The 11,598-nt window shown below is 59.3% G+C and carries 8 protein-coding genes; 2 read left to right on the top strand and 6 right to left on the bottom strand.

What is annotated here, in order from left to right; genetic code table 11:
- Positions 1 to 328: 328 nt before the first annotated feature.
- Together DVJ77_RS18325 and DVJ77_RS18320 are read right to left on the bottom strand one after the other, a co-directional pair.
- Positions 329 to 1,699 (bottom strand): S41 family peptidase, encoded by a 1,371-nt coding sequence (locus DVJ77_RS18325; protein ID WP_114846964.1) that lies wholly within the window; start codon positions 1,697 to 1,699, stop codon positions 329 to 331.
- A gap of 99 nt (positions 1,700 to 1,798) precedes the next feature.
- Complete coding sequence (locus tag DVJ77_RS18320; RefSeq protein WP_114846982.1) at positions 1,799 to 2,995, bottom strand: murein hydrolase activator EnvC family protein; 1,197 nt, start codon at positions 2,993 to 2,995, stop codon at positions 1,799 to 1,801.
- Between the two features lie 110 nt (positions 2,996 to 3,105).
- Here DVJ77_RS18320 and DVJ77_RS18315 point away from each other — a divergent pair, with 110 nt between their 5' ends.
- A complete protein-coding gene (locus tag DVJ77_RS18315; RefSeq protein ID WP_114846981.1) occupies positions 3,106 to 5,217 on the top strand; it encodes a TonB-dependent receptor family protein in 2,112 nt (703 codons plus the stop codon).
- A gap of 130 nt (positions 5,218 to 5,347) precedes the next feature.
- Positions 5,348 to 5,653, top strand: coding sequence for a hypothetical protein (locus DVJ77_RS18310; RefSeq protein WP_114846963.1), 306 nt, complete (start codon positions 5,348 to 5,350; stop codon positions 5,651 to 5,653).
- Positions 5,654 to 5,708: 55 nt separating this feature from the next.
- Here DVJ77_RS18310 and DVJ77_RS18305 read toward each other — a convergent pair whose 3' ends face one another.
- The 4 genes from DVJ77_RS18305 to DVJ77_RS18290 form a co-directional block, all read right to left on the bottom strand.
- On the bottom strand, positions 5,709 to 5,981 hold the full coding sequence (locus DVJ77_RS18305) for a hypothetical protein (protein WP_114846962.1): 273 nt from the start codon (positions 5,979 to 5,981) through the stop codon (positions 5,709 to 5,711).
- Between the two features lie 484 nt (positions 5,982 to 6,465).
- Positions 6,466 to 6,843, bottom strand: a complete 378-nt coding sequence (locus DVJ77_RS18300; protein WP_114846961.1) for a hypothetical protein — start codon at positions 6,841 to 6,843, stop codon at positions 6,466 to 6,468.
- A 2-nt stretch (positions 6,844 to 6,845) separates the two neighbouring features.
- Positions 6,846 to 9,647: an RHS repeat-associated core domain-containing protein gene (locus tag DVJ77_RS18295; RefSeq protein ID WP_162791560.1), complete on the bottom strand. Its 2,802-nt coding sequence runs from the start codon at positions 9,645 to 9,647 to the stop codon at positions 6,846 to 6,848.
- A gap of 5 nt (positions 9,648 to 9,652) precedes the next feature.
- Positions 9,653 to 11,209, bottom strand: a complete 1,557-nt coding sequence (locus DVJ77_RS18290; RefSeq protein ID WP_162791559.1) for an RHS repeat protein — start codon at positions 11,207 to 11,209, stop codon at positions 9,653 to 9,655.
- Between the last annotated feature and the right edge of the window lie 389 nt (positions 11,210 to 11,598).

Raw genomic sequence — 11,598 nt, 5'->3', positions numbered from 1 at the left:
GTTGCTCTTGATCTTGATCTTGACCTCGGGGCCCCTGTGCGTCGGTGAGGGTCGGACGACAAGGCCCGCAGGGGACTCGGCATGGATGCCGAGTCCTTTTCGCCAGTGCATGGATGCACTGTCGAAAAGCCCGGCCGACCCTCACGTACCCGAAGGGCGACTCACCGGGGTGGCCTTCTCTTTGGTTACTTTCTCTTGGCCACTCAAGAGAAAGTGACTCGGGCCCCGGCAGGGGCTCGAAAGCCCGCCGCAGGCGAACCAGCTCGCCAAACCATCACAAACAAGCGAATCCCGCCGCAGGCGAACCAACTCGCGATAATGCCAAGTATCAGCGCGAGGCAGCAGGCACAGCCGGAGCAGCAGCGTGATTAAGCGCCATCCCCTTCAACACATTCAACGCCTGCGACAACGCATAATCCTGCGTAGCAAGCTTCGCATTCTCAGCACTGCCATCATTGTTGATGTCCTTGCCCGCCTTGCCATCCTCATTAGAAAGATGGTTATGCAAGTCGGCCTCGGAGCCGATCAACGCCGCCGGACTATCGGCTTTATTCACCGACAGATCGGCAAGGGCGATATCAGGCTTGATGCCTTCGGCCTGAATCGACGTGCCGCTGGGGGTGTAGTAGCGCGCGGTGGTGATTTTTACGGCGTGCTCGGCGTCTAGCGGCAGCACGGTTTGTACGACGCCTTTACCGAAAGTGCGGCGGCCGATGATGAGGGCGCGGTGGTTGTCTTTGAGTGCGCCGGCGACGATTTCGGCGGCCGATGCGGTGCCGTTGTCTACCAGGACCACCAAGGGGGCGCCATTGAGCAGGTCGCCTGGGTGTGCGGCGAAGTTGAGGTTGGCGTCTTGCAGGCGGCCGCGTGTCGTCACAATGGTGCCGCTATCGAGAAAGGCATCGCTGACGCCGACGGCGGCGGTAAGCAGGCCGCCGGGATTGGAGCGCAGATCGAGTACGGCGCCTTTCAACGCGCCGCTCTTCTTGATTAGTTCGCCGAGTTTTTTCTCAAGGTCGGGTGCGGTGTCGTCCTGGAACTGGCTGAGGCGCACATAGGCGTAGCCGGGTTCCAGGCTGCGTACTTTCACGCTGGTGATCGAGATGCGCTCGCGTACCAGCGGCAGGTCGATCGGCTTGTCGCTTTTCTCGTGCAGGATGGTCAGCGTGATCTTGCTGCCTTCGGTGCCGCGGAGCTGTTTGAACATGTCGTCGACGTTTTCCGAACTGATCGGCTTGCCGTCGATCTTGATGATGGTGTCGCCCGGTTTGATGCCGGCCCTGGCCGCCGGGGTGTCGTCGATCGGCGCGATGATGCGCAGGGTGCCGTCCACCGGCAGCACCTCGATGCCGAGCCCGCTGTACTGGCCGGTGGTGTCCTCGCTCAACTCGGCCAGCCCCTCTTTGTCGAGGTATTCGCTGTGCGGATCGAGGCCGGTGAGCATGCCGCTGATGGCGGTTTTCATCAGGGTTTTGTTGTCGACTTTTTCCACATAGGCCTGCCGCACGATTTCGTATACGCGGCTGAAATTGCGAATGTCCTGCAGATCGACCGGATCAGGCGCGGCGACAGACGCGGCCTTGGCCGGTGCGGGGCTACTGGCGGCAGCGGCGGGAGCGGTCTGTGCCTGCGCCAGCGGTGCGGCCAGCAGCAGGGTGACCAGGCTGGCGACGATCGGGCTATAGGTGGAAAACCGCATGCAGAAAAACTCCAAAAAGTCGATTAGGCGTAGTGCGAGCTTACGCCAAGGCAGCTATGACCACGACCGTGCGCCGAAATTCATCGTGTATCAGTGCGGTCAACGGGCGTGGCTTAGCCAGCTACGCGGCTCCACCGGTTTGTTATTTTGGCGTAACTCGAAATACACACCGGTATTGACGCCGGTGGGGGCGCTGGCGGTGCCGATCGGCTGGCTGGCCTCGATCTGGTCGCCGACCCCGTGCAGCAGGGTTTCGTTGTTGCCGTACATGCTCATCCAGCCGTTGCCATGGTTGAGGATCAGCAACAGGCCATAGCCGCGCAAGAACGCGGCATAAATGACCTTGCCGCGTGCCACCGCGCGTACTTCGCTGCCGCCTGGTGCCTTGATAAGCACACCGTTGCTGTAGGTGTTGACCACGCCGCTCGCGGGCCAGGGCAGGTTGCCGCGGATATTGGCGCCGCCCTTGCCTGGCGTCACGCTGGGGGTCGTCGGGTTGGCGCGGGCGGCGCGCTCGGCTTCGCGGGCGGCGTCGTCGATCACTTTTTGCAGCTTCGCGACCAGGTCGTTCAATGACTGCGCGTTTTGTTTCAATGCCACCAGGCGCTGGCCCTGGTCTTTGTATTGCGCGTCGGTTTCGGCCGCCAGCTTTTGTTGCTCGGCGCGCTGCTGTGCCAGCAGCTTGGCCTGCTGTTCGCGTTGCTTGCGGGTTTCTTGCAAGGCCTGCTTTTCGGCTTCGATCGTGGTTTCAAGCTCTTGCAGCTTGGCCAGGTCGCCCATCAGCTTCTGCACGCGCTGTACACGGTCCTCCTGAAAATATTTGGAATAGGCCAGTGCGCGGGCGATACGTGCGATGTCTTCATCGCCAAGCAGCAAGCGCAGGTCCGAGCCGCGGCCTAGTGTGTAAGTGGCGCGCAGCAGTTCGGCGATAGCGGCGCGTTGGCCGTCCAGTGCCTGCTTGAGTGCGGCGCGTTGTTCTTGCAATTGTTCAAGATCGTGTTGTTTGGCGGCTATGGCCGTGTCGGTTTCGCGTACTGCGCGCGCTGCGCTGGCAACGGCGTTGGCGCGTTTGGCCAGCTCGGCATTGGCGCTGTCGCGCAGGGCCGCGGTTTCGGCTTGCTCTTTGGCCAGCGCTTCCATCTTGCTGCGTACTTCGGCCAGTTTCTTCTCGGCGTCGGCCTGTTCGGTCTTGGTCTTGCCGTCTTGCCGGGCGAGCGCCGGGCTGGCGGCAAGCGTAAGGGCAAGGGTGCCGATCAGGCAGCGGGCGAGCAGGCGGGTAGCGAGTGGGCTTGGCATGGGCCGATTATCACTGAGCGGAACGGCGGCGGCGAGCATGCGCGCGTTCATGTGCACGCTAGAATCGCGATTCACCACGATAGGCAAGGAGCCAGCCAGTGAGCAAAAGCATGTTCAGCGCAGCAGGGATGGCGATGATCGTCGGTGCCTTGATGGCGCCCCCGCTACGCGCCGACACCCCCGTGGTATTGCCGGCCGTGCGAGTGAACGCGGTGCGGCTGGATGTGCCGCCGTTTGACCTGCCGGCATCGTTCAGTGTGGTTACGGTGAACGCGGCCGATGCCGGCAAGCCGGGTGTAAACCTGTCCGAGGCCCTGGTCGGTGTGCCTGGCGTGCTGGCGCGCGACCGGCAGAACTATGCGCAAGACGAGCAAGTATCCATTCGTGGTTTCGGTGCGCGTGCCACCTTTGGCGTGCGTGGAGTGCGGATGTTTGCCGATGGCATTCCGGCGACCATGCCGGACGGCCAGGGCCAGCTCTCGCATTTCAGCCTGGATGCAGCGGAGCGAGTCGAGGTATTGCGCGGGCCGTTCTCCGCGCTCTATGGCAACTCGTCCGGTGGCGTCGTGCAGTTGTGGAGCGCCGATGGCAGTACGCCGGCGCAGACGCGAATCGGTCTGTATGCCGGTGGCGACAACAGCTATCGGCTCGGCGCATCCACTCGCGGCATGGCCGGTGCGCTGGACTACAACCTCGCACTATCGCACTACCAGACCGATGGCTATCGCAGGCATAGCCGCGCGCAACGCGAATCGGGCAATGCCAAGCTGGGTTTTGATCTCGGCGACGGACGTCGGCTGAGCTTGGTGCTCAACACATTGGCGTTACCGGGGGCGCAAGATCCGCTCGGCCTTACCCGCGCGGAATACCACCGCGATCCTCGTCAGGCGACTGCAGTTGCCGACTCGTTCAATACCCGCAAGAGCGTGCATCAAACCCAAGCCGGCGCGGTGTACGAGCAATCGTTTCATGCCACCGAACAACTGCGCGTCATGGGCTATTACGGTCAGCGCGGGGTGCAGCAGGTGCTGTCGATACCGGTGTCGGCCCAGCGCAACCCGCTCAGCGCCGGTGGCGTGGTGGATTTAGCCAGCGACTACTGCGGCCTCGACGCGCGTTGGACGCATCGAGGCGAGTGGTTGGGGCAACCGTTGGAGTGGGTGCTTGGCGGCAGCTATGACGCGCAGAATCAACGCCGTCGCGGCTTCGAAAATTTTATCGGCAACACGCTGGGTGTCACGGGTCGGCTGCGCCGCGATGAGGACGATCGCGTTTGGAATCTCGACCAGTACACGCAACTGTACTGGCACTTTGCCAACCAGTGGTCGTTACTGGCCGGCCTGCGTCATAGCGAAGTGCATTTCAGCGTGCGCGACGATTACGTGGCGACAACCAACCCCGACGACAGCGGCCGCGTGCGCTATGCCGCTACGACGCCGGTGTTGGGTTTGCAATATCGCCCAACCGAACAATGGCGCATCTACGCCAGCCTCGGCGGCGGTTTCGAAACACCGACCTTCAACGAGTTGGGCTATCGCGCCGACGGTGGTGCCGGCCTGGCTTTCAACCTGCGCTCTTCGCGCAGTCGTAACGGCGAGTTCGGTGCCAAGTGGGAGCTTGGGCGCGATTGGGCCTGGGACGCCGCGTTGTTTCGCGCCGATACGCGCAACGAGCTGGCGGTGGCGAGCAATTTCGGCGGTCGTTCCAGCTATCGCAATGTCGGGCAAAGCCGGCGCCAAGGTGTGGAAACGTCGCTGCGTGGCGAGCTGGGTGATGGCTGGCGCTTGGCGCTGGGGCTGACCCATCTGCAAGCAAGTTTTCGCAGCGCCTTTCGCACCTGCGTGAGTAGTGGTTGCACGGTGCCCGATACCTGGGTGCATGCCGGCGCGCGCATCCCTGGCGTGCCGAGTAATTACGGATCGTTGCGGCTGGAGCGCGGCGCTGCCATGGGCTGGCGTTACGGTGCCGAGATCAACGGTGTGAGTGCGGTGTCGGTGGATGACATCAATAGTAGTCGCGCGGCCGGCTATGCCTTGCTTGGCCTCGATGCCGGCTATGGCATGTCCCTGAGTACGACGACGCGACTGCACTTGAGTGCGCGCATCGACAACCTGTTCGACCATCGCTACATCGGCTCGGTCATCGTCAACGAAAGCAATCGTCGCTACTACGAGCCCGGCCCCGGCCGCCGTTTGATGCTAGGTGCGCAGTTGGATTTTTGAGACGTTTACGACGGGCGTGTCGGGCAAGCCTCGGCTTGGCCGGGTTCGTGTTTCCTCGGTTTTCCACCCCGGCACGTCCGCCACCCTGTGTTCGACAGGGCGGCGGCTCCATCTAAAAAGGAGCTTCAAGATGGCCGCAATTCATCTCACCGCGACCGAGCGGCGGATTCGCCTTAACGAAAGCTACGACATCAACCCGGACGCCACACCCGAGCGTTTGTTCGACGATGTCAACGAACTACTCGACCACGCCCGCGCCATCGCCCTGTCGTTGTGCCACGCGCTTACGCCGAATGCCCAGGTCGATTACAACCACCTCTCCAGCGTTTTCGCCGCCATCGCCAACATGATCGACATGGCCCAAAACGCCACCGAGCACGCTCACTTTCAGTTACTGAGCAAGCGCGTCAAATCCAAATCCAAATCCAAACTTTAAAATCCGGTAGGTTGGGGTGAGCGCAAGCGAACCCCAACATCCGTCACGTTCAGCATCACTCCGTCTCTTCAGAAGATTCGACTGAAGGCTGGCAAGATGCCTCCGCTGGATAAACGAGTGAAGCAAGAAAGGGGGCGAATTTGATTAATACAAAGCCAACAAGCAGATGCAGTACAGCCTGATTGACAATGGCCATTACCTGAGTTGACGCCGACGTATATAAGCCGTGCGTCATATTGAAACTGGTGAGGAAATACTCAACAGCACTGAACGTCACCCATGCGCCGATAATGCGAAGCGCCAAGCTAAACATAACAAACGGCGTCATTTATTTCTCCAGATCATCCATGGATTGGGCTTTCGGGAAGCGATGCCGAGGCGGCATATCAAAGCGGTAGCGAGATGTTTCAAGTGTCTCTGATCCTTGATTTCAATCGCTATAAAATGGTTGCCACAGCCGTTCGCACGGCTCCTTCGTACAGTTCGAAGGTGGAACCGGCTATTAAACGATCGGTTGGGGCTAAGGGCATGAGAAAGCGCGCCGTGGCTTCGAAGTATTCAGAGCAAGAAGACAGTGATGACTCGAATTCAAGCACGATGCTCCAAGCTTCGTGGGGCCAGGAGGCATCATCCTGGGCAAACCTTGCTACCGTTGAGTAGCGGGTGCTGGACGGGAGATTTGTCATCTTTGCCGGACTCCATTGAACCTGCACTCGAACTGACTTAGTCATATTCATTTCGCCTTCGCGAATCAAAGGAATCAGGGTGGACTACCCAATCCCTTTGACTCTATGGTCGTCAATTCGACTTTTTCACGAACTCAAAACGAAAGTGATCAGATCGCGAATCGTCCGTGGCGGGCTTTTAAGATGCAGGACGCCGTTGTCTTTCAGCCACTTTTCAAGCGCTTCTTGCCCTCGACCAAGGCTCCATGAATCTATCGCGCCAAGCGCCGAAAAAGGATCATCCAGCCTGAGAATTTCCGGTTTCAGGCCATATGATTCGCCAATCGCTCGAAGCACTCTCTCAGCCGCGCGACGATCAGTGCCGTCCGGTAGTCCATTCACAATGTCCGCCGTTGCCATGGCACTTCTTCCTTGCACTATTTTCCGGCGAGACCAATGGCGGCCCGCAAAATAGGACAGCGCAACAACCAAAACAATCGGCACTAAGATTTCGGCACTAGTCATGGCTAATTCCCGCATAGACATTTGGAACTCGGAGACGGAGCATCTTTAGCAGCATAGTAGAAACCCTCTACCTCAATGGTGGCGTCGTACATGCCAATCCCAACTGTGGCAACCCCAATCCCAGCCGCCCCTCCCTGTACTAGTGCAGAACTTCCACCAGGCATACCGAACGCACGCGGAACACTTGTCAGAACGTTTCTAGAGCCTAGGAGCGGACCACGGAACCCTCCGGCAGGTGCCCAGGACTTGGGCCAAACACCACCAGCTAACGCAGTAGCGGCCGGGCCAACGTTGATCGCGTAGTCAGATACAAAGGTCCGATAACGGTCCCAATAGGCACTGTCATTGCACCACGCCGGGGGCGCCTTGGGAATGTCCCCGCAATTTGCCCATGCAGAAGTTCCTGGGCCGCCACCGCACGCAGCACTAGGAGACTCCAGGCCAAGAGGGTCAATATTGCTCAGCGGATTTCCACTCACATAGGCATATGTGCTGGGTCCTGCCTGAGGGCCTAACGGATCGCTTTGTATGTACCGCCCCGTGCTGGACGCATAGTCCCGGTTGACGTTGTAATGCAGGCCCGTCTCGACATCGTAGTACTGCCCAGGAAAGCGTAGATTGAAGGTATAACCGGTACTCGATGTCGGCTGCTGCTCGCCAAATGGATTGCTCTGGTAGGACCACTGCCACTGTGTCACGCCGCTCGCATCGCTGATGGCACGTGGTGTCCCCAGACCATCCGCGTGCACGTAGTTCATCGTGTTAGTTGTGCCATTGGTATCCACTACAGCTACCGGCAAATTACCTAACCAAATGTAGTCGCGATTGGTCGTACCGTACTCACCCATCAACTGACTGGCTTCGTCATAGACAAAGCGCTGACTGATCGCCTGCGGTAGCGTGGCCGTCTTGGCAATGCGCTGGCCCAGGGCGTTATAGCTATAGCTGCCAACGGTGACACCGTTGCGCTGCACGACAATCAAGCGGTTCCGGCCGTTGTAGCCGTAGCCATAGGTATCACCACCGGTCGCGCTGGCGGTGGTATTGCCGTTCGCATCATATGTGCGTGCGGCATTGCCGATGCTGGTCAGCCAGTGCGTGCTGCTCTGATAGCCGTAAGTGCCGGTCGCCAAGCCACTGCTGGTCTTGCTTAGGCGGTCGCCCGTCTTGTTATAGGTGTAAGCCTCGATGGCCGTACCTGCGGCACTGTTGACGGCACCGAGGCGATACAGCGGGTCATAGCTGTAGGTTTCAGTGGCCGGATTAGCACCAGGGGTATTGCCCAAGGCGGTGATGTTGCCCATTGCGTCACGTGCGAAGTGCAGATTCAGCGCGGGACTGGTGATATCGGTCAGCAGATAGTTCGCGTCATAGCTACGGGCAACGGTTTGGCCGTTACCGAGGGTGTAACTGGTGATGGGGCCGAACGGCAGATAGCTGATCGCACTGACCACCGTTTGTCCGGCACTGCCAGATGGAGTCACCGACACACCGCTGATCTGGCCCAGCGCATCGCGGCTGTATTGGGTGACGACCAGGCTAGGACTGGTCACGCTGCTCAAGCGACCCGCCAAGGTATAGCCGTAGCGTGTGGTATCGCTCTGGCTGCCCTGGATTTGACGTTTCTGCGTGATGTTGCCGCGTGCGTCATAGCAGAACACGGTAGTGACCGCGTTCTCGATCAAACGGGTGAGGCGACCGAGCGGAAACGAACTGGTGCAACCGGTGGTCGCATTAGCTTCGTCGTACGCATAGGTGATGTTGAGTGTGGTGTCGCCGTAGCTCACCGAGGTCGCCCGGTTAAGGGCGTCGTAGGCGATGGTGCTGACGGTACCCTTGGCGTCGGTTCGCTGCGTTACGTTGCCTGCCGCGTCGTAAAGGTAGGTCGAGGTGCCCGTGTCCGGGCTGTGCAACCCGGTCAGGTTGCCCAGGCCGTCGTGATCGTAGATGGTGTTCAACCCATCGGGGTCGCTGACGCCTTCGAGGTTGTCGCTAGCGTCGTACGAGGAGACCGATTGCGTGTTCTGGGTGGCCGTGTCGGTGCCGTTGTAGTTACTGATGGTGCTGACTAAACGATCGAGTGCGTCATAGCCCTGTTTGCGCTGGACGCCGGCGGCATCCGAACTATGTTTCGGGTGACCCGCCGCATCGTAACCATCCGTCGTGTCATAGCTGAGCACGGTGCGATTGAGCGCATCGACCACCGTCAACACTTGACTCAGGCTGTTATAGGTTCGCGTGACGGTGCGCCTGACCTGCTTGGTGCTGTCAAAGGTCTCTTCCTTGAGTCGATTGCCCGCCGCATCGAGGGTGTAATGGATGTAATTGCCAGCCCCATCGGTGATATCCGTCAATCGGCGCGCATCGTCGTAGGTGTAGTTGACCACCACGCCGTCGGCATCCTTGCTCTGGATGACGTCGCCCACCTCGCTGTAAGTCAAGGTCGTGGTCGCAGGTGTACCGGTGCTATCGCGCGTGGTCGTCGCCAGCCAGCCTTGCGGGGTGTAGGTCATGACGGTGACGACCTGGTTCGGATCAACGACGCGCCCAGGATTGCCGTAGCTGTTGTAGGTGTCGTACGTGGTTACGCGCCCCAACGCATCAGTCAGTGTCCATAGGCGACCTTGTGCGTCATAGGTGTAATGCGTGATATCAGTGACATCGGTACGCGGGCCATCAACGGTATCGATCAGCCCTTGAGGGTTGTAGGTGATCGTCGAGGTGCGATCAGGTGTGCTGGCATGCGTACCGAAAGCAACCAACAAACCTAGAGCGATAAGACTCCAACGGAATCCGTTCTTCATGGTCATTATCCTTTGATCGCATGGACGCTCGTGGACTGCAAGCGCCCTTGAGTGTCGTAGGTGTAGGTGGTGACACGATCGGATGTCGTGACCGTCTTAGGCAGAAAGCGGGTGTCATACCAGGTAGTGGTCGTGGTGCGCTCTTGTGGCGTGCCTTGCGCTTCGATACGTGTCAGTTCACGCCCCAGCGTGTCGTAGGTGTACGCCGTGACGTGGCCCAGCGCGTCGGTCTTGGTCTGGACTTGGCCATTCGCGGTATAGGTGTAGCTGGAATTGCTGGCCGGACACCCAGCGGCGGGCGAGCCTTGGATCGCGGTTACTCGCTTGACACCTTGGATTACTTGATAGGTATAGACGGCGGTATTGCCGAGGGCGTTGGTGACCGTGGTCGAGCCATCACTGTTGTAGGTCATCGTGGTTTTCTCGGCACCTTTGGCGTGTTCGCTGGACAGTGCCCGGCCTTGGGCGTCGTAGGTCCACGTGGCATAGCGCACGCCACGCTCGTCGATGATGCCGGTAAGCAGCCTGGGGTTATGCGTATCTTCGTAGGCATACGTGCGTGTGGCGGTGTGTCCAGGCCACGTGCGCGTCACCGTCGTCAGTCGGCTGGACGTATCGAAGGTATAAGCCACGGCCAAGCCATTGGCTACGAAGCCTTTCGGCACTCCGTAATTTGACCTGGTGAACTGCAGTGTGTGTCCGCGCGAATCCGTGATGGTCGTAATGACATCGCCATTGGCAGCGGTCCCATAGGTCAAGGTCTGTGCGAGGCCGTTGGCTTGTTGCCAGCGTGTCAGATGGCCCTGCGCATCAAAGCTGAATTGCTCATTGGTGGGTGAGGTGTAAACCCACAGGCCATTGACCTGCGTCATGGCTCCCAGTTCGGTGGCTTCAGGGGTTGCCACACCGTTACTCAAGGTGAAGAGCGATGAACGGCCATCTTCGAAGGTGATGCTCAATCCTTTAGAGTCGATATACAACGACGTCGTATAACTGCGTAGCCATCCAGCCTTGGCGCTATTGTAATTACGGACGTAGCGCAGTTCGCCATCGCTATCTTGATAGTCGGTTTCAGACTCGAACAGATTGCCTATCCCCGCGTTAATGGGGTCGCCGCACGACACGATTCCGCTGACGAGCGGATCACTTGGATCACCTAACTCCTTGCGTGCCTGATCCTGATCGGGCGATTCGCAATAGCCGGTTTGAGGGTTATAGGTCTGCTTGGGTGTGCAGCCGTCCCCCTTGCGGGTAATGCCGTAGGAGGGTGTCGCCACTTCACCGGTTTTCGGGTTTTGGCCTCCTATGACGCAGCCATAGATTAAATACTTCGGCGGCTGGGAAAGAGTGATCGTCGGGTCTTTATAGGGGAACACCACCGTGAAACCGAGGCTTTGCATCGGCCCCGTTGTTTGGTAATCGTAGGCCGCGTGGCAGGCTGCGTCGGGCGACGGATAGTGGATATCGGCGAGTGGCGGAACTGCAGAGAGAACGTAGTAATAGTCCTCTGCGCTAGCTGATGCACTGGCGAGCGCCAATACGGAAAACAACAGGGCTCTCATATCCTTCCTTAGCATTTGTGGAGTTCAGTGATGATGGAAGATAGGCGTCTCGCGGCTTGCGACGAATGCACTTAACCGTCGCAAGCCTTTGACGATAAATCTCTGATCGGGCCGAATAACTGGCCGCGCCACCGCGTTGCGCGGCGGGGATAAAACCCAGTGCAAATGCTCATCCCTGACATATGCAATTCCTTGGCCCCTGAGTAGCAAGCGAATACGTCTGCGTGACGGCGATCGCCCACGCCTTGTATCGGGACGCATAGCTACATGCGACGGCGCAGTATCCGCGAGAGCCCATGCTCTTCGATGTAGGGGTTTTCTGAAAGCGCTGTCAGCCTTGAGCACGACCACTGGGCTGCTGTGATGGATTTCACTGTGCGCGATCCATC

Source organism: Dyella tabacisoli, assembly GCF_003350925.1.
Classification (GTDB): Bacteria; Pseudomonadota; Gammaproteobacteria; order Xanthomonadales; family Rhodanobacteraceae; genus Dyella_C; species Dyella_C tabacisoli.
The sequence above is the reverse complement of the archived record's forward strand: the minus strand, read 5'-3'. Positions and strand labels throughout refer to the sequence as shown.

Bases quoted from the DNA above. Each gene is read 5' to 3' on its own strand.
- DVJ77_RS18325 (WP_114846964.1), bottom strand. From the start codon at position 1,699: ATGCGGTTTTCCACCTATAGCCCGATCGTCGCCAGCCTGGTCACCCTG.
- DVJ77_RS18320 (WP_114846982.1), bottom strand. From the start codon at position 2,995: ATGCCAAGCCCACTCGCTACCCGCCTGCTCGCCCGCTGCCTGATCGGC.
- DVJ77_RS18315 (WP_114846981.1), top strand. From the start codon at position 3,106: ATGTTCAGCGCAGCAGGGATGGCGATGATCGTCGGTGCCTTGATGGCG.
- DVJ77_RS18310 (WP_114846963.1), top strand. From the start codon at position 5,348: ATGGCCGCAATTCATCTCACCGCGACCGAGCGGCGGATTCGCCTTAAC.
- DVJ77_RS18305 (WP_114846962.1), bottom strand. From the start codon at position 5,981: ATGACGCCGTTTGTTATGTTTAGCTTGGCGCTTCGCATTATCGGCGCA.
- DVJ77_RS18300 (WP_114846961.1), bottom strand. From the start codon at position 6,843: ATGACTAGTGCCGAAATCTTAGTGCCGATTGTTTTGGTTGTTGCGCTG.
- DVJ77_RS18295 (WP_162791560.1), bottom strand. From the start codon at position 9,647: ATGAAGAACGGATTCCGTTGGAGTCTTATCGCTCTAGGTTTGTTGGTT.
- DVJ77_RS18290 (WP_162791559.1), bottom strand. From the start codon at position 11,209: ATGAGAGCCCTGTTGTTTTCCGTATTGGCGCTCGCCAGTGCATCAGCT.